This window comes from Micromonospora yongxingensis, assembly GCF_052601155.1.
Map to the genome: position 1 here is coordinate 25,799 of NZ_JBQXEO010000019.1, position 21,190 is coordinate 46,988.

The window sequence follows — 21,190 nt, forward strand, 5'->3', positions numbered from 1 at the left end:
TCAGCTCATCCGGCCCGGTCGGCCGAGCGCCTTAGGCGACCCTCAGGGATGTGTTCGGAACATCTTGCCTGCTGAGTAACCGGATACGCGACCCGCTGCGACTGTGCTGCACACGACATCCCCGGACGCGCATTCTGCGCGCCGCTCGGTGAGACTGGGCGGTGCGTGCTGGCCAGCGCGGGAGGGCGCCGGCGGGGCCGCCGAGAAGGAGTGGGTACGTGACGGGCGACACACCCGGCCCGGCCGCGATGCGTAACGAGTACGCCGCGGACCTGGGCCTGACCGAAGCCGATCTGGCCGCCGACTGGCACACCCAGTTCGACCGCTGGTTCGCCGACGCGGTGGCCTTCGGGCTGCCCGAACCGAACGCGATGGTGGTGGGCACCGCCGACGCCGCCGGCCGGCCGAGCGGCCGGACCGTGCTGCTGAAGGGGTACGACCCGGAGGGCTTCGTCTTCTTCACCAACCACCTCTCCCGCAAGGGCGTCGAGGCGTCCGCGAACCCGTACGCCAGCCTGGTCTTCCCGTGGTTCCCGATGCAGCGTCAGGTGGTGGTCACCGGGCGGATCGCGCCGGTCGACCGCGCGACGAGCGAGTCGTACTTCGCCAGCCGCCCGCGAGGCTCCCAGTTGGGCGCCTGGGCCAGCCCTCAGTCGCAGGTCGTGCCGGACCGGGCGGCGCTGGAGGAGAGCTACCGGGCGGCTGCCGAGCGGTTCGACGGCGAAGCAGTCATCCCGACGCCGCCCAACTGGGGCGGCCTGCGGGTCCGGCCCGAGTCGGTGGAGTTCTGGCAGGGCCGGGCCAGCCGGTTGCACGACCGGCTCCGCTTCCGCCGCACCGCCGACGGCGGTCCACCCGACGACGGTCCCGGTGGCGCGCCCACCGGGTCGTCGAGCTGGGTCGTCGAGCGGTTGGCGCCGTGACCGGTGTGCAGGAGGCCCGGCCGCGTGGAGCGCGCCGCTGGGCGATCGACGTGCGTCCGCTTCGGGTGCCGGCGTACCGGCGGCTCTGGCTCGGCAACACCGTGGCGATGTTCGGCTTCCAGTTCACGGCCGTCGCGGTACCCGTGGAGATGTACGCCCTGACCAGGGACTCGTTCTGGGTCGGCCTGCTGGGCGTGGCGGCCTTCGTGCCGCTGCTGGTCTTCGGGCTCTGGGGCGGCGCGGTCGCCGACGCCCGCGACCGCCGGGTGGTGCTGCTCGGCGGGTCGTTGCTGCTCTGGGCGTCCACCCTCGGGCTGCTGGTCCAGGCACTGCTGGACGTGCGCAGCCCGGTGCTGCTGCTGGTGCTGATGGCGGTGCAGTCGGTGGCGTTCGCGATCAGTTCGCCGGCTCGCAGCGCGATGCTGCCCCGGCTGGTCCCGGACGACCTGGTCCCGGCCGCCAGCACCCTGAACTACACCACGTTCACCGCCGCCTCGGTCGCCGGTCCGCTCGCCGCGGGCCTGATCCTCGCGGCCTCGCCGAACGTCGCGGTCGTCCTGCCGATCGCGTACGGGCTGGACGCGGTCCTGTTCACCGCGATGCTCTGGGCCGCGCTGCGCCTGCCCGCGCTGCCACCCGAGCCGACCGAGGACGGCCAGGCCCGCCGCGCCGGCCTGGCCAGCGTGGTCGACGGGTTCCGCTACCTGGCCACGACGCCGGTGCTGCTGCTCTCCTTCGGGGTGGACCTGATCGCCATGATCCTGGCCATGCCGCGAGCGCTGTTCCCGGAGATCGCCAACGAACGGTTCGGCGGAGGCGGCGCGGTCGGCCTGCTCTACAGCGCCATCGCGATCGGGTCGATGATCGGCGGGCTGACCTCCGGCTGGATCGGTCGGCTCCGCCGGCAGGGCCTCGGCCTGGTGGTCGCGGTGGTCGCCTGGGGCCTCGCGATCGCCGCCGCCGGGCTGGCCCACCAGCTCTGGCTGATGGTCCTGCTGCTCGCCGTGGCCGGCGCCGCCGACCTGGTCAGCGCCGTGCTGCGACAGTCGATGCTGCTGGTGTACGCGCCGGACCGGATGCGTGGCCGTCTCCAGGGCGTCAACACGGTGGTGGTGGCCGGTGGCCCGCGCCTCGGCGACCTGCGCGCCGGCACCATGGCCGCCGGGTTCGGCGGCGGCGTGGCCTGGGTGGCCGGCGGGCTCGCCTCGGCGGTGCTCGTGGTGGTGCTCGCGGTCGCCTTCCCGGCGCTGCTGCGCTACCGGGCGGCGACGGCATCGAGCGGTGACCGGACGTGACCGGTTAGGGTCGCCGGCATGGAAAGCCCCGATCAGCGCCCGTTCTCCGGCGCCCAGTGGACCATCTCCGCCGCCGGCCACGAGGCCGTCATCGTGGAGGTCGGCGGCGGGCTGCGGACGTACCGGCACGACGGTGTCGACCTGGTCGACGGCTACCAGCCGGACGAGGTCTGCCCCGGCTGCGCCGGGCAGGTGCTGGCGCCCTGGCCGAACCGGATCCGGGATGGCCGCTACGCGTTCGGGGACCGTACGCACCAGCTCCCGCTGACCGAGCCGGAGCGGCACGTGGCCATCCACGGGCTGGTCAACTGGGTGCCGTGGCGGCTGCTGGAGCAGTCGGCGGACGCGGTGACGGTCGGCTACGACCTGCCGCCGCAGCCCGGCTACCCGTGGCCGCTGCGGCTGCGCAGCCGGTGGAGCGTCGGCGAGGACGGGCTGCGGGCCGAGCACGAGGTGACCAACACCGGCGGTGAGCTGGCGCCGTTCGGTTTCTCCGTGCACCCGTACCTGCAGGTGCCGGGCGTCGCGGTCGACGACCTGGTCATGCGGCTGCCGACCCGTGGCCGGCTGCTGGTGGACGGGCGGCTGCTGCCGGTCGGGGTGACCCCGGTGGCCGGCACCGAGTACGACTGGACCAGCCCGCGCCGGATCGGCGCGGCCAAGCTGGACCTCTGCTTCGGTCAGGTGATCGCCGACGCCGACGGTGGATCGTCGGTCAGCCTGGCCGCGCCGGACGGCTCGGCCGGTGTGCGCATCTGGGCGGACCAGGAGTTCGGCTGGTGGCAGGTGTTCACCGGCGACGCGCTGACGGGCGAACGACACCGCCGCTCGGTGGCGATCGAGCCGATGACCTGCCCGCCGGACGCGTTCCGCTCCGGCAAGGACCTGCTCACGCTCAAGCCCGGCACGACCTGGCGGGGTGCCTGGGGCATCCGGCCCGGGGCCTGACCGGGCCGGCGGAGGGAGCGGGATGGAGTTCGCCGAGGTCGTCCGCCGTCGGCGCATGGTGCGCAACTACGACCCCGACCGTCCGGTCCCGCCTGACGTGGTGGACCGGCTGCTCGACCACGCGGTCCGCGCGCCGTCGGCCGGGTTCGCGCAGGGCTGGGGTTTCCTGGTGCTGGAGGAGGCGGCCGACCGGGAACGGTTCTGGGCCGCCACCACCCCGGAGGGTGGCGGGCGGGAGCGCTGGCTGGTGGGGATGCGCCGGGCACCGCTGATCGTGGTGCCGCACGCCAACGAGTCGGCCTACCTGCAGCGGTACGCGGAGCCGGACAAGGGCTGGACGGACCGGTCCACCGACCGCTGGCCGGTGCCGTACTGGCATGTGGACACCGGCTTCGCCGCCCTGCTGATGCTGCTCACCGCCGTGGACGAGGGGCTGGGAGCGTGTTTCTTCGGCATTCCGCCGCAACGGTTGTCCGCCTACCGCGACGCGTTCGGCGTGCCGGCGGAGTACCAACCCATCGGTGCCGTCACAATCGGTTACCGGGCACCCGACCATCGGTCACCGTCGCTGCGCCGTGGGCGTCGTCCGGTGGACGAGGTGGTGCGGCGGGGCAGGTGGAGTTGAGCGTGCAATCCTGTTTGTCCAGTTGAGGATCGGACGAGCGGTAGCGAAACTGACATCAGGGAGCAGAACGTAGGGTGCGCTGGGCCGCTAGGCTGGCACGGTCATCGGTGCCGCGCCGCGCGGTGCCCGCCGCGGCCCGGCTCGGCGCCGTCGGTCGGCCCGGCCACGGGGAGGGGAGCGTGCCGTCGTGATCTTCAGAGCGGTCCGGGACGGGCGTCCCTATCCGGAGCACAACCTGACGCTCAAGCAGTGGGCGGAGATCCCGCCGCGACCGCTGCGTCTGGACCAGTTGATCACCACCAAGCGTGAGTTGGCGCTCGACAAGCTCCTCGCCGAGGACTCGACCTTCTACGGCGACCTCTTCCCGCACGTGGTGCAGTGGAACGGCGGGCTCTACCTGGAGGACGGGCTGCACCGGGCGTTGCGGGCCGCGCTCCAGCAGCGCAACCAGATCCACGCCCGGGTGCTGGTGCTCTCCGAACCGGTCGAGTGACGCGACACCACCCACCGGCCTGAGTCTTCGTTAAGGTGGCGTCCATGACCGCTCCACTGGACCTGCTCGACCTCGATCCGTCGCTCACCGAGGAGGAGCGGCAGATCCGCGACGTCGTACGCCAGCTCGTCGACGACCGGGTACGCCCGCACGTCGCCGACTGGTACGAGGAGGGCCGGGTGCCGGCCCGCGAGCTGGCCCGGGAGTTCGGCAAGCTCGGGCTGCTCGGCATGCACCTGACCGGCTACGGCTGCGCCGGCGCCTCCGCGGTCGCCTACGGGCTGGCCTGCCAGGAGTTGGAGGCCGGCGACTCCGGCGTCCGCTCCCTGGTCTCGGTGCAGGGCTCACTGGCCATGTACGCCATCTGGCGCTACGGCAGCGAGGAGCAGAAGCAACGCTGGCTGCCGTCGATGGCGACCGGCGAGGCGATCGGCTGCTTCGGCCTGACCGAGCCGGACCACGGCTCCGATCCGGCGTCGATGGCCACCCGGGCGCGCCGCGACGGCGACGACTGGGTGCTCACCGGCGGCAAGATGTGGATCACCAACGCGCCGATCGCCGACGTCGGGGTGATCTGGGCGCGCACCGACGAGGGCGTCCGGGGCTTCGCCGTACCCATGGACACGCCCGGTGTCACGGCCCGGGAGATCCACCGCAAGATGTCGCTGCGCGCGTCGGTGACCGGCGAGATCGTGCTCGACGACGTCCGGCTGCCGGCGGACGCCCAACTGCCCGAGGCGGTCGGCCTCAAGGCCCCGCTGAGCTGCCTCACCGAGGCCCGCTACGGCATCGTCTGGGGCTCGGTCGGTGCCGCCCGCGACTGCCTGGAGACCGCGCTGGCGTACGCCACGACCCGCACCCAGTTCGGTCGCCCGCTGGCCGGGTTCCAACTCACCCAGGCCAAGCTCGCCGACATGGCCGTCGAGCTGGTGAAGGGGCAGTTGCTCGCGCTGCACCTGGGCCGGCTCGCCGACGCCGGCCGACTGAAGCCGGAGCAGGTCAGCGTGGGCAAGCTCAACAACGTGCGGGAGGCCCTGGCCATCGCCCGGCAGTGCCGCACCATCCTCGGTGCCAACGGCGTCTCCGGTGAGTACCCGGTGATGCGGCACGCGAACAACCTGGAGAGCGTGCTGACGTACGAGGGCACCTCCGAGATCCACCAGTTGGTCGTCGGGCAGCGGCTCACAGGGGTCTCCGCCTTCGCCTGACCTGCCCCTTTGTGCATTCCGGGCGCTCGACGCGCGGCTGTCGTACGGGGGCCGTACCGTCAATGCCAGACGACGTGTCTGACGAGGACGGTGAGGGTGATGGCCCGCGACGCTGGCATCAACGAGCCCACGAGGGAGTTCCCCGGTTACCCGACCGGCGACGACCTCAAGGAGCGGTCGGCCTCGACATCCGAGCCGACCTCGGACACACCGGGGGGCTCCGGCGGCCCGACGACCGGCGGTGCCGGTGGGCCGGCGCGCGGCCTGCTCGTGCTGCTCGGCGCGGCCGCGCTGGCCGTGGTGGTGCTGCTCGGCGTGCAGGCGACCGGGCTCCTTCCGGAGTTCCGCAACCCGTTCGCCAAGGAGCAGACCGACCGCAGCCAGCCGCCGCTGCTGAAGTCGATCCAGGACCTCAGCCGCTACGTGGCCGCCGAGGGCAACTTCCAGGTCGTGGTCGACACCCAGAACGACCGGCGCAACGTTCCCGACTTCCTGCTCAACGAGCGCACCCTGTTCGTCGGGGCGGGCAGCGTCGAGGCGTACGTCGACTTCGGCAAGATCGGTGAGGGCGCCGTCGTCGAGTCCGCCGACGGCACGTCGGTCGAGATCAAGCTGCCGGCACCGCAGCTCGGCGAGACCAACCTCGACCTGGAGAAGAGCTACGTCTTCGCCGAGCAGCGGGGTCTGCTCAACCGACTCGGCGACCTGGTCGGCAACGACCCCAACCGGCAGCAGCAGGTCTACCAGCTCGCCGAGGAACGGATCACCGCCGCCGCCCGGGACAGCGGGCTGTCCGCCCGGGCCGAGGAGAACACCCGCAAGATGCTGGAGGGGCTGCTGCGCTCCCTCGGCTACCAGCAGGTGACGGTCACCTACACCGCACCCTGATCCACGACCTCACACGGAAGCGCCCGCGCCGACAACCGTCGGGGCGGGCGCTTCCGTGCTGACCCCCCCGCGCCGCGCCGGGCAAGATCCACGCAACCTCAGGGATGGTGAGGTCTCCGGCGGTCGTGGGGCAGCACGTTGAAGTTGCTGCCTCACGCCGCGCGGTGTCCGGAGGGGAAGGGTCAGTGCCCGGTGGAGGCGAGGTAGCGGTCCTCGTTCGGCATGAGGAACCAGAGGATCACGTAGACGATCACCTGGGTGCCGGGCAGCAGCAACGACAGCAGGAACAGCAGCCGGACCATCCCGGCGGACATGCCGAACCGCTGACCGAGGCCGGCGCAGACACCGGCGATCATGCGCCCCTGGCGGGGCCGAACCAGTTTGCGACTCATCGTCGTACTCCCACTCTGCGGCGGTACGCCGCGTCTGCAATCCACGGTAGAAAGGGATGACCAGCTCGCCCTCGGTCCCGAGGACGATCGGCGGACCGTGGACCCGTAGGTGCATTACCCGGGGGACCCCTCCCCGACGCCTTCCGCGGGCGGGCGCAGGCCGGTACGTGGGAGATCGTGCTCGATCCTGGATGTGGTGGCCTCAGGTCGGGGAGGAGGCCACCGGATCGTGGATCGTGCGTGATCTTGAGGCGGCGGGCAGGTGTCCACGTCCCGGTGGCCGGGTGGGGCGTGAACTGGGCGGGTAGGCTCGCTGGTTGGGCACCCACACCCCGGGTGACCGGCGGCCACCCGACCGGGCGGCCACGAGCGGGGCCGCCTGACCGGTGGCCACGACAGGGCCGGATCCCGTACCACGGGACGACGGCGAGGAAGCGCAGCCATGATCAGTGTTTTCGATCTCTTCAGCGTCGGCATCGGGCCGTCCAGCTCGCACACCGTGGGTCCGATGCGGGCCGCTCGCACCTTCGTGGCGGGGCTCAAGGCCGACGGGCTGCTCGCCGACACGGCACGGGTGCAGGCCGAGCTGTTCGGCTCGCTGGGCGCCACGGGCCACGGTCACGGAAGCGACCGGGCCGTGCTGCTGGGGTTGGCCGGCGAGGCGCCGGAGACGGTCGACACGGACACCGTCGGCCCTCGGGTGGAGCGGATCAGGGCCGAGCGGCGGATCAGCCTGCTGGACGCGCACGAGATCGACTTCGACCCGGGCCGGGACCTGACGCTGCACCGTCGCCGGTCGCTGCCGTACCACCCGAACGGGATGACCTTCGTGGCGTACGACGGGGCGGGCGTGGAGCTGCGTAGCCGCACCTACTACTCCGTCGGTGGCGGTTTCGTGGTCGACGAGGCGGCCGCCGGCGCGGACCGGATCAAGCCGGACAGCACCCGCGTGCGGTACCCGTTCCTGACCGGGGCGCAGTTGCTGGAGGTCACCACCACCACGGGCCTGTCGATCAGCGAGGTGATGCTCGCCAACGAGCGCTCCTGGCGGAGCGAGGCGGAGATCCGGGCCGACCTGCTGGAGATCTGGCGGGTGATGCGGGAGTGCGTGGAGCGCGGCTGTGAGCGGGACGGCGTACTCCCGGGTGGGTTGAAGGTCCGGCGGCGCGCGGCCGAGCTGCGGCGCAGCCTGGAGGCGGACGCCGGCACCACCGACCCGCTGCACGCGATGGACTGGGTGACGCTGTTCGCCCTCGCGGTCAACGAGGAGAACGCCGCCGGCGGTCGGGTGGTCACCGCGCCGACCAACGGCGCGGCCGGGATCATCCCGGCGGTGCTGCACTACTACACCCGGTTCGTGCCGGACGCCTCCGAGGACGGCGTGGTGCGGTTCCTGCTGGCGGCCGGCGCCATCGGCGTGCTGTTCAAGGAGAACGCGTCGATCTCCGGCGCGGAGGTCGGCTGCCAGGGTGAGGTCGGCTCGGCCTGTTCGATGGCCGCGGCGGGGCTCGCCGAGGCGCTCGGGGGCACCCCGGAGCAGGTGGAGAACGCCGCCGAGATCGGGATGGAGCACAACCTCGGCCTGACCTGTGACCCGGTGGGTGGCCTGGTGCAGATCCCCTGCATCGAGCGGAACGCCGTGGCTAGCATCAAGGCGATCACGGCCGCCCGGCTGGCGCTGCGCGGCGACGGTGTGCACAAGGTGTCGCTGGACAAGGTCATCAAGACCATGCGGGAGACGGGCGCCGACATGAAGGTCAAGTACAAGGAGACGGCGCGTGGCGGTCTGGCCGTCAACGTGATCGAGTGCTGAGTCCGGCCGATTCGGGGCATTCGTTCACCGACTGCTAACCTGTCGTCCGTTTCAGGAGGCGGGAGGCTGCGGTGACCTCTGGCGTCGCGGCGTTGTGGTCGCACCGCAACTCGCTGCGCATCCTGGTCAGGCGGGACCTGGCGGTCAAGTACCAACAGTCGGTGCTGGGTTATTTCTGGTCGCTGATCGAGCCGCTCGGCATGGGCGCCATCTACTGGTTCGTCTTCGGCGTGCTCTACTCCCGGGACACCGGGAGGCACCTGGGCGAGGCGGCCGGGTCGTACCCGCTGTTTTTGATCACCGGGATCTTCGCCTGGATGTGGACCAGTTCGGCGCTGAGTGAGGCGACCAACGCCCTGACCGGCCAGTCGCGGCTGATCACCACGATGAACGTGCCGCGCCAGGTCTTTCCGATCGGCCGGGTCACCGGCCGGTTCGCCGAGTACGCGGCCGGCCTGCCGATCCTGATCGCCATCGCGGTGATCTACGTGGTGCACGGCCGGATCCACCCCGGCTGGTCGCTGCTCTCCCTGCCGCTCGCGGTGGCCGTCCAGGCGGTCCTGCTGACCGGGCTCGCGCTGCTGCTCTCCGCGTGGAACGTGCTGATGCGCGACGTGGAACGGCTCATGCGGCTGATCATCCGGGTGCTCTTCTACGCCACGCCGATCATCTATCCGCTCAGCCTGGTCCGCGAGTCGGGCCTGCCGGGCTGGCTGAAGGTCGTGTACGAGCTGAACCCGCTGGTCGGAATCTTCCAGCTGCACCACGCGATCTGGTACCCGGACGAGTTCCCGGACGCCCGGCTGCTCGCGACCACGGTCGTCGGCAGCCTGCTGGTGCTGGCCGCCGGCTGGTGGTCGTTCCGCCGGTTGGAACCCGCCGTGCTCAAGGAACTCTGATGGCCGCGCCGATCATCGAGGCCGACGGTCTGGGCATCCGGTTCGTCCGCAACCGCCGCCGCCAGTTGCGGCTGCGCGAGTTGTTCATCCACCGGGGTGCCCGCGGTGCCCTGCCGGGCCAGTTCTGGCCGCTGCGCGACGTGTCGTTCACCGTCGAGCCGGGCGAGACCGTCGGGGTGATCGGCCGCAACGGCACCGGTAAGAGCACTCTGCTGCGGCTGATCGCCGGGGTGCTCATACCGGACGAGGGCAGCATCCGGGTGCACGGTGCCGTGGCCCCGCTGTTGGAACTCTCCGCCGGTTTCTCCAACGATCTGACCGGGCGGGAGAACCTGCACCTGGTGGGTGGCCTGCACGGGCTGTCGACGGGCTACCTGAAGCGGCACTTCGACGAGATCGTCGAGTTCGCCGGTGAGCAGGTGGAACGGGCCATCGACACGTCGGTGCGGCACTACTCGTCGGGCATGAAGGTGCGCCTCGGCTTCGCGATCATCTCGCACCTGCCGCACCCGATCCTGCTGATGGACGAGGTGACCGCGGTCGGCGACGCGGAGTTCCGCAAGAAGTGTTACGCGACGATTGATCGTCTGCTCGGGGAGGGGCGCACGCTCGTGTTGGTGTCACACAACGAAAAGGACCTGACCCGGTTCTGCCGTCGGGGGTTGTACCTCGACGCGGGCCGGTTGACGCTCGACGGCACCATCGCCGAGGCGCTCGACGCGTACCACGCCGCGGTCCCGCGGTGACGCTCGCGATCGTGCTCGCCGCCGGGACGCCCGCGGCGGGCCTGACCACCGCGACCGGGGAGCCGCTGGCCGACCGGCTCGCCGCCCAGCTGCGTCGGGCCGGGGCGGACGAGGTGCGCTTCGCCGCCAACCTCGACGAACTGGCCGCGCTGGCCGACTCCGCCACCGGCCCGCTGCTGGTGACGGGCACCGACCTGGTGGCACACACCGCTGTGCTGCGGCACCTGGCCACCAGCCCGGTCGGGCCGACGGTGGCGCTGGTGCTCGCCGACCCGCCCGTCCCGGGGCGTACCGCCGTGCGCGAGGAGCGCGGCCAGATCGTCGACGCGGGCGGGCTGGACGCCCTCGACGGTGCGGCCACGGGCGTGTTCGGCGGTGCGCTGCGGGTGGGCGTGGACGACCTGCCGACCCTCGCCGCCGCCGCCCGGGCCGCGGCCTCCGGCGTGCTGCCCGTCGCCGCTCCCGTCGGCCCCGTCGGTGACGTGGCGCCGCTGTCACCGGCCGTCGGGGCGGGGACCGGCGCGTCGGTCGCGGCCGGTGGCCCCGGGTCCGCCGTGGACCGGCTCGTCGCGGGTCTCGCCGCGCTCGGCACCCTGATCTTCGCCCAGCGGGTACGCCTGCTCGTGGCGCACCGGGTGGACGATACTGCCGGGCTGGCGGCCGCCGAGGCGGCGGTGACGGCGGTCGACGAGGACCGGGCCGAGTTGCGGCTGTCGGTGAAGGAGAAGGACGACTTCTTCTCCACCTACTTCGTCAGCACCTGGTCGCCGTACGTGGTCCGGCTGGCGGCGCGGCTCCGCCTCACCCCGACCGGGGTGACGGTGATCTCGGTGCTCTTCGCGGTGGCCGCCGCGGTGCTGTTCGGGGTCGGTGGTCGGGTCGCGCTGGTCAGCGGCGCGGTGCTGCTCTACCTCGGTTTCGTCCTGGACTGCGTGGACGGCCAACTGGCCCGCTACACCCGGCACTTCAGCGCCTGGGGTGGCTGGTTGGACACGATGGCGGACCGGGCCAAGGAGTATCTGGTCTACGCCGGGTTGGGTTTCGGGGTGAGCCACGCCGGGCTGGGCAACGGCTGGGCGTTGGCGATCGCCGCGATGACGTTGCAGACCGTCCGGCACATGACCGACACCTGGTACGGGGTGCTGCACGACGAGGCCGCCCGCCGTCCACGGACGGCGACGGGTGCCAGCGGTGGGATCGGTGACCGGCTGAACGCGGCGTCGACCCGGGTGCAGGCGGACACGGGTTCGGTGTCGTACTGGCTGAAGCGGACCGTGGTCTTCCCGATCGGCGAGCGGTGGGCGCTGATCGCGCTGACCGTGGCGCTGTTCAACCCGCTGGTCAGCCTGATCGCGGTGCTGGTCTGGGGTGCGCTGGCGTTCGCGTACACCGGGGCGTTGCGGACGTTGCGGGCGCGCTGGATGTGGGTGCCGGTGCTGGACACCGTCGACGCGACCCTGCACCGCGACGACGGCCCGCTGGCCCGCCGGCTTCCGGTGGTCCGCCCGATGGGGCCGCTGACCCTGGCGGTGATCGCCGCGCTCGGCCCGGCGGTTCTCCTGGTCGCGGCGCTGCTGACCGACGCGCCCGGTGGGCTGCGCTGGGCGGTGCCGGTGGCGTTGCTGGTGCTGCTGGTCGGGGGCCTGGGTTCCGGAGCCGCGCACAACGGTCCGCTGGACTGGCTGGTGCCCGCCGCGCTGCGGGCCGCCGAGTACCTGTTCGCGATCGCGGTCGGTGTGGTCGGCGGTGCGCCGGGGTGGCTGATCTTCGGCTACGTCTTCGTGCTGACGGTGCACCACTACGACCTGACGGCGCGTCTGGAGAAGCGGCAGGCGGCACCCCCACTGCACCCGGCCACGCTGGGTTGGGAGGGTCGCTCCGTGCTGGTGGCCCTCGCGGCGATTGCCGGAATCGTGAGTATCGGCATGGCTACACTCGGTGCGTACCTTCTCGTGGTTTTCGTGGCGAGCGTCGTCCTGGCCTGGTTCGTCCGGCCGGCCCGTAGCGCGCGGGCGTCGGCCGCGCCGGCGGGCGCGGGAGGGGCCGCGCCGCGCTGACGGAGGGACGGCCGGATGACCCTGATCAGTTTCGTGGTACCGGCCTTCCGGGTGCAGGGATACCTGCGCGAGTGTCTCGACTCGATCCTCGGCCAGCCGGAGACCGACCTCGAAGTGATCGCCGTCGACGACTGCTCACCGGACTCCAGCGGCGAGATCATCGACGAGTACGCGGCCCGTGACCAGCGGGTCCGCTCGGTCCGGCTGTCGGAGAACGCCGGCCTCGGTCCGGCCCGCAACATCGGGCTGGACCGGGCCGTCGGCGAGTACGTGTGGTTCCTCGACGGCGACGACTGGCTGGCGCCGGAGTGCCTGCCGGCCGTCGCCGAGCGGCTGCGGGACACCCGACCGGACGTGCTGCTGGTCGACCACGTCCGGACGCACTGGAACGACACCGCCACCCGCAGCGCCATGGCCGAGGTTTTCCCGGAGCCGCCCGGCGCGACCACCTTCCGGCTGCGGGAGCGGCCGGAGGCGATGCGGCTGCTGCACACCGCGTGGAACCGGGTGGTCCGCCGGGAGTTCCTGGTCGAGATGGGGCTGCGCTTCGCGCCCGGCTGGTACGAGGACGTCTCGTTCAGCTACCCGGTGCTGATGGCGGCGCAGCGGATCGGCGTACTCGACCTGGTCTGCGTCAACTACCGGCAGCGCCGCGCCGGTGCGATCACCCGGACCCGCGGTGACCGGCATTTCGAGGTGTTCCCGCAGTGGCACCGGGTCTTCCACCTGATGGATTCCTGGGGGCCGGCGGTGGGCGATCTGCGGCCGGCGGTCTTCGAGCGGATGATCTGGCACTACCTGACCGTGCTCGGCAATGGCCAGCGGATCGCCCCGGAGCTGCGGCCGGCCTTCTTCGCGCAGATTACCGCCGACTACGCGCGGTGGCTGCCGGAGGGCGGCTATCCCGTGCCGGACGGGGTGGAGGGGATCAAACACCGACTGGTCGCCACCGGCCGCTGGCGGACGTTCAGCGCGTTGCGGACCGCCAGCCGGGCCCGCGACGTGGCCCGCCGACAGGCCCGTACCGCGCGGCGCCGGGTCGCTCCGGCCGCCCGGCGCGGCGCCCGGCTGACCCGGGACGGCCTGCTGCGCGAGTACTACCGGGCGGAGCTGCGCCGGCCGGTGGACCCGACGCTCGCGGTCTACGCGGCCTACTGGTACCGGGGCTACGCCTGCAACCCGGCGGCGATCTACGAGGTGGCCCGCCGGCTGGCTCCGGGGGTGCGGGGTGTGTGGATCGTGCGCCGGGACCGGGTGGACACCGTGCCGGCCGGGGCGGAGTACGTCGTGGCCGGCACTCCGGCGTACTACCGGGCGTTGGCCCGCGCCCGGTGGCTGGTCAACAACGTCAACTTCCCGGACTTCGTCCGCAAGCGGCCGGAGCAGGTGCACGTGCAGACCCACCACGGCACGCCGGTCAAGGTGATGGGGTTGGACCAGCAGCGCTACCCGATCGGGGCGGGCCGGATGGACTTTCCGGGGCTGCTGCGCCGGGTGGACCGCTGGGACTACAGCGTCAGCGCGAACAGCTTCTCCACCCAGATGTGGGATCGGGCCTACCCGGCCACGTACACCACGCTGGAGGTGGGCTACCCGCGCAACGACCGGCTGGTCACCGCCGGCCCGGACGAGGTGCGCCGGCTGCGCGCGGAGTTCGGCATCGGCCCCGACGAGCAGGTCGTGTTGTACGCCCCGACCCACCGCGAGCACCTGCCCGGCTACCGGCCGCCGTTCGACCCGGACCGGTTCGTCGACGCCTTGGGTGAATCCGGCCGGCTGCTGATGCGCAGCCACTACTTCCACGACCGGGATCGCCGCCCGGGACGGCAGGTGGATCGGGAGCGGGTCCGTGACGTCAGCGGCCACCAGCGGGTCGAGGATCTCTACCTGATCGCCGACGTGCTGGTCACCGACTACTCCTCGGCGATGTTCGACTACGCGGTCCTGGATCGGCCGATCGTGCTCTACACCCCGGACTGGGAGGCGTACCGGCTGGCGCGGGGGGTCTACTTCGACGTCACGGCGGAGCCGCCGGGCGCGGTGGCGACCACCTTCGCCGACCTGCTCGACCTGTTCCGTACCGATGCGGTGCGCTCGGACGCGGCGGTGAAGGCCCGCGAGCACTTCCGGGGTCGGTTCTGTGCGCTGGAGGACGGGCACGCGGCGGAGCGGGTGGTGCGTCGGGTGTTCCTGGACGAGCCGATCGGGCTGTCGCCGCGCTGCTGATCGCGCCGGGCACCGGCGTGTGTCGATTAATAGCGGCGTCATCGATCGAACATGAGACGTTCACCCGATGTGCTTATCGAATGATCCTGGTCACAGTCTTGTGGGGTTCGGCCGACGAGCTGGGGGAGGAGACGGTGACCACCGTCGCGCTCAAGGATGTCAGCAAGATCTTCAAGGACGGCACACTGGCCGTCGACAGCATCAACCTGGACGTGAACGACGGCGAGTTCATGGTGTTGCTCGGCCCGTCGGGCTGCGGCAAATCCACGGTGCTGCGAATGATCGCGGGTCTGGAGGATCCGACCCAGGGCGCCGTGCTGCTCGACGGGGAACTCGCCAACGACCTGCCGCCGCGCGATCGGAAGATCGCGATGGTCTTCCAGGACTTCGCGCTCTATCCGCACATGACCGTCGGCGACAACATCGCCTTCCCGCTGCGGCTGGCGGGGGTGGAGCCGACGCCGCGGGGTGAGCGGGTCGGCGACGTGGCCAGCGCGCTGGGCATCGGCGACGTGCTCGCCCGCAAGCCCGGCCAGCTCTCCGGCGGGCAGCGGCAGCGGGTCGCGATGGGCCGGGCGATCGTCCGCCGGCCCGGGCTGTTCCTGATGGACGAGCCGTTGTCCAACCTCGACAGTGGGCTGCGCGCCGAGCTGCGCGCGGAGATCTCGGGCCTGACCCGGGAGTTGGGCGTCACCACCGTCTACGTCACCCACGACCAGGCCGAGGCGCTCACCATGGCGGACCGGGTGGCGATCATGCGCCGGGGCGTGCTCCAGGACGTGGGCACCCCCACCCAGGTGTACGGCCGGCCGGCGACGCTCTACGTGGCCGCCTTCCTGGGCAGCCCGCGGATGAACCTGCTGGAGGCGTCGGTCTACGTCCACCTCGACCGGTACGTCACGCTCAACCTCGGCGAGCAGTCGCTCTACCTGCCCTGGGACGACATCCGCAGCCGGGCGGTGGCGCACTACCACGGCGAGCGGATCGTGGTCGGCATGCGGGCCGAGGCGCTGACCCCGGTCAGCCCGGACAGCCCGGGTGACGTGCTGCGCGGCCGGATCCGCTACCTGGAGCACCACGGGCACGAGTCACTGGCGTTCCTCGACATCGGGGCCACGGCGATCGTGGTCGACGAGATGGGCGCACCGCTGGAGCCGCCACCGCTGGGCCAGCGCGGCCTGCGCCGGTTCGGCTCGGTCATGCAGCGACTCACCGGCAGGCCGGTGGAGGCGGACGACTCGCAGGGTGGTGGCACCCGGACGAGCGTGCTTCCCGACCCGGGCCGGCACCACCGCCGCCCGGCGGAGTTGGCGGTGCGGCTGGCGCCGTACCCGGCGGTCGCCGCCGGTCACCCGCTCGCCGTCTCGGTCCGGATGGACGCGCTGCACTTCTTCGACGAGCGCGGCGCCCGGATCGACGTGGGGTGGCGTTGACACCACGCCGGAGCGGGGTGGCGGCGACGCCGCCGGTGTCCTACCGTCTGCGCACCCAGTCCACTGTGAAACACCACCGAGAGGGGTCCACCCGTGTCGGGTGACCGTCCCAGCCCGCTCGTCATCGAGCGGATCCTCCGCGATCGGCAGGGCATCTGGCAGCAGATCGTGGCCGAACGTGACCTGAACGCGTTGACCGGGCGGATGCTGGCCAGCTCCGCCATCGCGCTCGCCTGCTACGGCGCGGTGCTGGGCGCGTTCCACAGCCCGTTGATGGCGCTGACCTCCGCGTTGAAGCTGCCGCTGCTGTTCCTGGTCACGCTGGCGATCTGCCTGCCCACCCTCTACCTGTTCAACCTGGTCTTCGGCGCCCGGCTCTCGGTGCGCCAGTCGCTGGCGCTGGTGATGGTGGCGATCACGGTCACCTCGATGCTCGCGGTGGCGTTCGCACCGATCAGCCTCTTCTTCCTGATCACCGCGCCCGACTACGGCTTCTTCAAACTGCTCAACGTGGCGATCCTGACCCTGTCGGCGGTGGTCGGGCTGCGCTTCCTGACCGGTGGGATGCAGGTGCTCAACGATCACGGCCTGCTCGCGCCGGAGACGGCCCGGGCCCAGGCGGCTCCGGCCGCCGTGCCGGTTTCCGCCCAGGTCGCCGAGCCGGTCGCCGTGCCGGTCGGAGCGACGGTGGCCGGGTCGGCCGGTACGGCCCCGAACGGCGCCGCCCCCGACGCCGCGTCACCCGCCGTGGCGGCCCCGGCCCAGGTTCCTGCGCAGGCCCAGGGGCAGGTTCCGGCGCAGTGGCCCGGGCAGCCCGCCGGTGTCTCGTTCCCGCCCGGCATGCTGCCGCCCGGCCACCCGGCGTCGCAGCACCCGTGGGGTGCCCGGCCGACGCGGTCCGCCCAGCCGGCGGAGCGGCCGGCCAGCATGACGCTGCTCTACATCTGGATCCTGCTGTTCGGGTTCGTCGGCACCCAGTTGGCCTGGACCCTTCGTCCGTTCTTCGGTGACCCCGAGCAGGATTTCGCCCTGTTCCGCAGCATCGACGGCAACTTCTACGCGGAGATCCTGCGGACCATCGCCAACCTCTGAGCAGTGGGCGAAACCTGGGAAATGCCTGGTTGCCGGGGTGGTTACCGGCTAGTAACGTCGGGGTCATGACCATCGACTCCCGCCAGGTGGCGGCCGGCATGCTGGAAGCCGTGCCGTTCGCCCGCACGCTCGGCTTCGAATTCGTCGAGGTGGCACCTGAGGCGGAGGGCGGGGTGCGGGCGGTCGTCCGGCTCCCCGACTCTCCGGCCACCCACAACCACGTCGGCGGGCCGCACGCCGGGGCCATGTTCACCCTCGGTGAGACGGCCTCCGGCGCGGTGGTGGTGGCCGCCTTCGGGCAGCTGTTCGACCGCGCCGTTCCGCTCGCCGTCCGCGCCGAGATCGCCTACCGCAAGCTGGCCCGGGGTTCGGTGCTGGCCACCGCGCGACTCGGCCGGCCGGCTCTCGAGGTCATCGACGAACTGGAGGCCGGCCGGCGGCCCGAGTTCCCGGTCGAGGTGGAGATCACCACCGAGGACGGCACGCCCACCTCGGCCATGACCGTGATCTGGACGCTGCGGCCGAACTGAGCCGCGCCGACGGCGGCGGAAACGAGGTTTCGCGGCCCGGCGGGGTGGTTAGATTCGTAGCGTGCTGGGCCTACCTGCTCACGTGACCGCCTGTCTCTTCGATCTGGACGGTGTGCTGACGCAGACCGCCCGGGTGCACAACGCCGCCTGGACGCAGACGTTCGACGAGTTCCTGCGGCAGCGCGCCACGGCAACCGGCCAGCCGTTCCAGCCGTTCGACCCCGGCCCCGACTACAACCGCTACGTCGACGGCCGGCCCCGGGCCGACGGCGTCCGGTCCTTCCTCGCCTCCCGGGGGATCGTGCTGCCGGAGGGCAGCCCCGACGACCCACCGGACGCCGACACGGTCAACGGCATCGGCAACCGCAAGAACGTCCTGCTCCTGGAGCGCCTGCGAACCTCCGGTGTCGAGGTCTACCCGGGTTCGGTGCTGTACCTGCAGGCGGCCGCCGCCGCCAGGTTGCGTCGGGCCGTGGTGACCGCGAGCGCCAACGGGCACGAGGTGGTGGCGGCCGCCGGGCTGGAGCCCCTGCTGGAGGCGCGGGTCGACGGGCTGGTCGCCCGGGCGCAGGGGCTGCGCGGCAAGCCGCACCCCGACACGTTCCTGGCCGGGGCCACCATGCTCGGCGTCGATCCGGCCCAGGCCGCCGTCTTCGAGGACGCGCTGTCCGGGGTGGCGGCCGGCCGTGCCGGAGGCTTCGGTTACGTGATCGGCGTCGACCGGGTCGGGCAGGCCGACGAGCTGCGCGCGCACGGCGCCGACATCGTCGTCAAGGACCTCGCCGACCTGCTCGAAGCGCCCGACGCCCCGCCGGTGGCGACGCACCCGACCACCGAACGGGGTCCCGCGTGATCAGGGAGCGGGCCTATCCGGTCGAGCCGTGGCACGTCCGGGAGACCCGGCTGGACATGGACGTGCTGGCCCAGTCGGAGTCGGTCTTCGCGCTCTCCAACGGGCACGTCGGGCTGCGCGGCAACCTCGACGAGGGCGAGCCGCACGGCCTGCCCGGCACCTACCTCAACTCGTTCTACGAGCTGCGCCCGCTGCCGTACGCGGAGGCCGGCTACGGCTTCCCCGAGTCGGGGCAGACGATCGTCAACGTCACCAACGGCAAACTGGTGCGGCTGCTGGTCGACGACGAACCGCTCGACGTGCGCTACGGCGAGCTGCTCAGCCACGAGCGCATCCTCGACATGCGGGCCGGCACCCTGCACCGGGAGCTGCACTGGCGCTCACCGGCCGGCCGGGAGGTCAAGGTCCGCAGCACCCGGCTGGTGTCGTTCACCCAGCGGTCGGTCGCCGCCATCAACTACGAGGTGGAGGCCGTCGACGGCCCGCTGCGGCTGATCGTGCAGTCCGAGCTGGTGGCCAACGAGACGCTCCCCCCGCAGAGCAAGGACCCCCGGGTCGCGGCGGTGCTCGAGTCGCCGTTGCAGGCCGAGGAGGAACTCACCACCCCCGACGGTGGGCAGCTGATCCACCGCACCAAGGTCTCCGGCCTGCGAGTGGCGGCCGCGATGGAACACGAGGTGCACGGCCCGGACCACACCACCATCGAGTCCGAGGGCTACGAGGACTGGGTCCGCACCACCATCGGCTGCGTACTCAAGCCCGGCGAGAAGCTACGGGTGGTCAAGTACCTGACGTACGGCTGGTCGAGCCGGCGCTCCCTGCCCGCCCTGCGCGACCAGGTCGGCGCGGCGCTGGCCGGTGCCCGGCTGGACGGCTGGGACGGGCTCTGCCGGGAGCAGCGCGGCTACCTCGACGAGTTCTGGGACGCGGCGGACGTGCGGGTCGAAGGAGACCCGGAGGTGCAGCAGGCCGTCCGGTTCGGCCTCTTCCACGTGCTCCAGGCCGGTGCCCGGGCCGAGCGCCGGCCGATCTCGGCGAAAGGGCTGACCGGGCCCGGCTACGACGGGCACGCTTTCTGGGACACCGAGATGTTCGTCCTGCCGGTGCTCACCTACACGCAGCCGAGCGCGGTGCGCAACGCGCTGTACTGGCGGCACAGCACCCTGGAGCTGGCCCGTGAACGGGCGGAGACGCTCAGTCTCAAGGGCGCCGCCTTCCCCTGGCGAACCATCGAGGGCCCGGAATCATCCGGGTACTGGCCGGCCGGCACGGCGGCCTTTCACATCGCCGCCGACGTCGCCGACGCGCTGCGCCGCTACGTGCTGGTCACCGGGGACACCGAGGCGGAGCGGGAGATCGGGCTGGAACTGCTGGTGGAGACCGCCCGGCTGTGGCGCTCGATCGGCCACCACGACCGGCACGGGCAGTTCCACATCGACGGGGTCACCGGCCCGGACGAGTACACGGCGGTGAAGAACGACAACATCTACACCAATCTGATGGCGCAGCGGAACCTGCTCACCGCTGCCGAGGTGGTGATGCGCTACCGGGACGAGGCGTTCCACCTCGGGGTCACCGACGAGGAGGCGGCGAGCTGGCGGGACGCGGCCATCTCGATGCACGTCCCGTACGACGACGAGCTCGACGTCCACCAGCAGGTGGAGGGGTTCACCCGTCTCCAGGAGTGGGACTTCGCGCACACACCCGCGGAGAAGTACCCGCTGCTGCTGCACTACCCGTACTTCCAGCTGTATCGCAAGCAGGTGATCAAGCAGGCCGACCTGGTCCTGGCCATGCACTGGCGGGGGGACGCGTTCACCCCGGAACAGAAGGTCCGCAACTTCCTCTACTACGAGCGCCGCACCGTGCGCGACTCGTCGCTGTCGGCCTGCACCCAGGCGGTGCTCGCCGCCGAGGTGGGCTTTCCGGAGCTGGCACACACCTACCTGCGCGAGGCCGCGCTGATGGACCTGCACGACCTCAACGAGAACACGCGCGACGGCGTGCACATGGCCTCGCTGGCCGGTGCGTGGCTCGCCCTGGTTGGTGGGCTCGGCGGTTTGCGGGACCACGACGGCCAACTGTCGTTCGCGCCCCGGCTCTCCAGCCGGCTCAGCCGGCTGGAGTTCTCCCTCCAGTGGCGCGGGCTGGCCCTGCGGGTGGACGTCCGACCGCACCAGACGACGTACTCGCTGCGCCACGGCGGCCCGGAGGACGTGGTGGAGCTGCGCCACCACGACCAGTCGCTGCGGGTCACCTGTGACGAGCCGGTGACCGTGCCCGTCCCACCGGCCGACCCGTCCGGGCCACCGCCGGAGCAGCCGCCGGGCCGCTCGCCACTGCTGCGGTTGCCCGAACACGACCAGTGACGGCCGGGGCGGGAATAATCCCCGCCCCGGCCGCCGACGAGCGAACCTGCGCCCGCCCGGTTTGTCGACTACGAGATCAGATGGGCTCGCCGGTCGACGGGCGCCCGATCGCGTCCCGGGGCGCCATCGCCCGGGGATCATCGGGCAGGCGGGCCTGCGCGGCGTCGTCCGCCCAGTCCCGGTTGCGCTCGGCGTCCTGTTGGCGCCGGTCACGCTCGCTCATCTGCTGTTGCCGGGGCGACTGCTGCTCAGCCATGGCGATCCTCGCGATCCGTCGGGGCGCGGCTGCGCCGACACGGTCTGCGGTCGCTCGTCGCGTACCCGGGGACCTACCCGGCAAACGCGGAGCGGTCCGGTGGGCGGCTCCGGGCGTGCGGTGCGGCGGGCGGGGTACCCGGGA

General features: G+C 72.0%; 19 protein-coding genes. 17 read left to right on the forward strand and 2 right to left on the reverse strand.

From position 1 onward, the window contains the following. The first annotated feature begins 248 nt into the window (after window positions 1-248). The 7 genes from pdxH (at window position 249) to ACTWLT_RS21845 (ending at window position 6,380) form a co-directional block, all read left to right on the forward strand. On the forward strand, window positions 249-923 hold the full coding sequence (gene pdxH, locus ACTWLT_RS21815; RefSeq protein WP_445320085.1) for a pyridoxamine 5'-phosphate oxidase: 675 nt from the start codon (window positions 249-251) through the stop codon (window positions 921-923). After that, window positions 920-2,218: an MFS transporter gene (locus ACTWLT_RS21820; RefSeq protein ID WP_445319985.1), complete on the forward strand. Its 1,299-nt coding sequence runs from the start codon at window positions 920-922 to the stop codon at window positions 2,216-2,218. Before pdxH ends, ACTWLT_RS21820 begins: the two co-directional genes overlap by 4 nt. An 18-nt stretch (window positions 2,219-2,236) precedes the next feature. Continuing rightward, window positions 2,237-3,166: an aldose 1-epimerase family protein gene (locus ACTWLT_RS21825; protein ID WP_445319986.1), complete on the forward strand. Its 930-nt coding sequence runs from the start codon at window positions 2,237-2,239 to the stop codon at window positions 3,164-3,166. A gap of 22 nt (window positions 3,167-3,188) precedes the next feature. Then, window positions 3,189-3,791, forward strand: coding sequence for a nitroreductase family protein (locus ACTWLT_RS21830; RefSeq protein ID WP_445319987.1), 603 nt, complete (start codon window positions 3,189-3,191; stop codon window positions 3,789-3,791). Window positions 3,792-3,978: 187 nt separating this feature from the next. After that, on the forward strand, window positions 3,979-4,284 hold the full coding sequence (locus ACTWLT_RS21835; RefSeq protein WP_076470742.1) for a type II toxin-antitoxin system VapB family antitoxin: 306 nt from the start codon (window positions 3,979-3,981) through the stop codon (window positions 4,282-4,284). Window positions 4,285-4,328: 44 nt separating this feature from the next. Next, complete coding sequence (locus ACTWLT_RS21840) at window positions 4,329-5,492, forward strand: acyl-CoA dehydrogenase family protein (protein WP_445319988.1); 1,164 nt, start codon at window positions 4,329-4,331, stop codon at window positions 5,490-5,492. A 96-nt stretch (window positions 5,493-5,588) separates the two neighbouring features. Then, window positions 5,589-6,380 (forward strand): DUF4230 domain-containing protein, encoded by a 792-nt coding sequence (locus tag ACTWLT_RS21845; RefSeq protein ID WP_445319989.1) that lies wholly within the window; start codon window positions 5,589-5,591, stop codon window positions 6,378-6,380. A gap of 182 nt (window positions 6,381-6,562) precedes the next feature. Here ACTWLT_RS21845 and ACTWLT_RS21850 read toward each other — a convergent pair whose 3' ends face one another. Beyond that, window positions 6,563-6,772 (reverse strand): PspC domain-containing protein, encoded by a 210-nt coding sequence (locus ACTWLT_RS21850; RefSeq protein WP_445319990.1) that lies wholly within the window; start codon window positions 6,770-6,772, stop codon window positions 6,563-6,565. A 442-nt stretch (window positions 6,773-7,214) separates the two neighbouring features. Here ACTWLT_RS21850 and ACTWLT_RS21855 point away from each other — a divergent pair, with 442 nt between their 5' ends. From ACTWLT_RS21855 to ACTWLT_RS21900, 10 genes are all read left to right on the forward strand, one after another. Continuing rightward, entirely contained in the window at window positions 7,215-8,585 is a 1,371-nt protein-coding gene (locus ACTWLT_RS21855; RefSeq protein WP_445319991.1) for an L-serine ammonia-lyase, read from the forward strand. Window positions 8,586-8,656: 71 nt separating this feature from the next. Further along, the gene (locus ACTWLT_RS21860; protein WP_445319992.1) at window positions 8,657-9,484 is read left to right on the forward strand and encodes an ABC transporter permease; all 828 of its coding nucleotides are present in this window, start codon (window positions 8,657-8,659) and stop codon (window positions 9,482-9,484) included. Further along, complete coding sequence (locus ACTWLT_RS21865) at window positions 9,484-10,230, forward strand: ABC transporter ATP-binding protein (RefSeq protein ID WP_252416073.1); 747 nt, start codon at window positions 9,484-9,486, stop codon at window positions 10,228-10,230. The genes ACTWLT_RS21860 and ACTWLT_RS21865 overlap by 1 nt, the downstream gene beginning before the upstream one ends. Beyond that, complete coding sequence (locus ACTWLT_RS21870; RefSeq protein ID WP_445319993.1) at window positions 10,227-12,287, forward strand: DUF5941 domain-containing protein; 2,061 nt, start codon at window positions 10,227-10,229, stop codon at window positions 12,285-12,287. Before ACTWLT_RS21865 ends, ACTWLT_RS21870 begins: the two co-directional genes overlap by 4 nt. Window positions 12,288-12,302: 15 nt before the next feature. After that, entirely contained in the window at window positions 12,303-14,513 is a 2,211-nt protein-coding gene (locus ACTWLT_RS21875) for a bifunctional glycosyltransferase/CDP-glycerol:glycerophosphate glycerophosphotransferase (RefSeq protein ID WP_445319994.1), read from the forward strand. Between the two features lie 80 nt (window positions 14,514-14,593). After that, window positions 14,594-15,946 carry an ABC transporter ATP-binding protein gene (locus tag ACTWLT_RS21880; protein WP_445319995.1) on the forward strand — a complete coding sequence of 451 codons (1,353 nt, stop codon included), beginning with the start codon at window positions 14,594-14,596 and terminating at the stop codon, window positions 15,944-15,946. Between the two features lie 93 nt (window positions 15,947-16,039). Beyond that, window positions 16,040-17,038 (forward strand): hypothetical protein, encoded by a 999-nt coding sequence (locus ACTWLT_RS21885; protein WP_445319996.1) that lies wholly within the window; start codon window positions 16,040-16,042, stop codon window positions 17,036-17,038. Between the two features lie 65 nt (window positions 17,039-17,103). Next, window positions 17,104-17,568, forward strand: a complete 465-nt coding sequence (locus ACTWLT_RS21890) for a DUF4442 domain-containing protein (protein ID WP_252416070.1) — start codon at window positions 17,104-17,106, stop codon at window positions 17,566-17,568. A 61-nt stretch (window positions 17,569-17,629) separates the two neighbouring features. Further along, on the forward strand, window positions 17,630-18,421 hold the full coding sequence (locus ACTWLT_RS21895) for a beta-phosphoglucomutase family hydrolase (RefSeq protein WP_445319997.1): 792 nt from the start codon (window positions 17,630-17,632) through the stop codon (window positions 18,419-18,421). Then, window positions 18,418-20,790: a glycoside hydrolase family 65 protein gene (locus tag ACTWLT_RS21900; protein ID WP_445319998.1), complete on the forward strand. Its 2,373-nt coding sequence runs from the start codon at window positions 18,418-18,420 to the stop codon at window positions 20,788-20,790. Before ACTWLT_RS21895 ends, ACTWLT_RS21900 begins: the two co-directional genes overlap by 4 nt. 76 nt (window positions 20,791-20,866) lie before the next feature. On the opposite strand, the gene ACTWLT_RS21905 is transcribed toward ACTWLT_RS21900, so the two are convergent. Further along, window positions 20,867-21,046 carry a hypothetical protein gene (locus ACTWLT_RS21905; RefSeq protein ID WP_252416067.1) on the reverse strand — a complete coding sequence of 60 codons (180 nt, stop codon included), beginning with the start codon at window positions 21,044-21,046 and terminating at the stop codon, window positions 20,867-20,869. Between the last annotated feature and the right edge of the window lie 144 nt (window positions 21,047-21,190).

Coding starts and splice junctions, on each gene's coding strand:
- pdxH (WP_445320085.1), top strand. CDS start 249: ATGCGTAACGAGTACGCCGCGGACCTGGGCCTGACCGAAGCCGATCTG.
- ACTWLT_RS21825 (WP_445319986.1), top strand. CDS start 2,237: ATGGAAAGCCCCGATCAGCGCCCGTTCTCCGGCGCCCAGTGGACCATC.
- ACTWLT_RS21830 (WP_445319987.1), top strand. CDS start 3,189: ATGGAGTTCGCCGAGGTCGTCCGCCGTCGGCGCATGGTGCGCAACTAC.
- ACTWLT_RS21840 (WP_445319988.1), top strand. CDS start 4,329: ATGACCGCTCCACTGGACCTGCTCGACCTCGATCCGTCGCTCACCGAG.
- ACTWLT_RS21850 (WP_445319990.1), bottom strand. CDS start 6,772: ATGAGTCGCAAACTGGTTCGGCCCCGCCAGGGGCGCATGATCGCCGGT.
- ACTWLT_RS21855 (WP_445319991.1), top strand. CDS start 7,215: ATGATCAGTGTTTTCGATCTCTTCAGCGTCGGCATCGGGCCGTCCAGC.
- ACTWLT_RS21865 (WP_252416073.1), top strand. CDS start 9,484: ATGGCCGCGCCGATCATCGAGGCCGACGGTCTGGGCATCCGGTTCGTC.
- ACTWLT_RS21875 (WP_445319994.1), top strand. CDS start 12,303: ATGACCCTGATCAGTTTCGTGGTACCGGCCTTCCGGGTGCAGGGATAC.
- ACTWLT_RS21880 (WP_445319995.1), top strand. CDS start 14,594: ATGATCCTGGTCACAGTCTTGTGGGGTTCGGCCGACGAGCTGGGGGAG.
- ACTWLT_RS21890 (WP_252416070.1), top strand. CDS start 17,104: ATGACCATCGACTCCCGCCAGGTGGCGGCCGGCATGCTGGAAGCCGTG.
- ACTWLT_RS21905 (WP_252416067.1), bottom strand. CDS start 21,046: ATGGCTGAGCAGCAGTCGCCCCGGCAACAGCAGATGAGCGAGCGTGAC.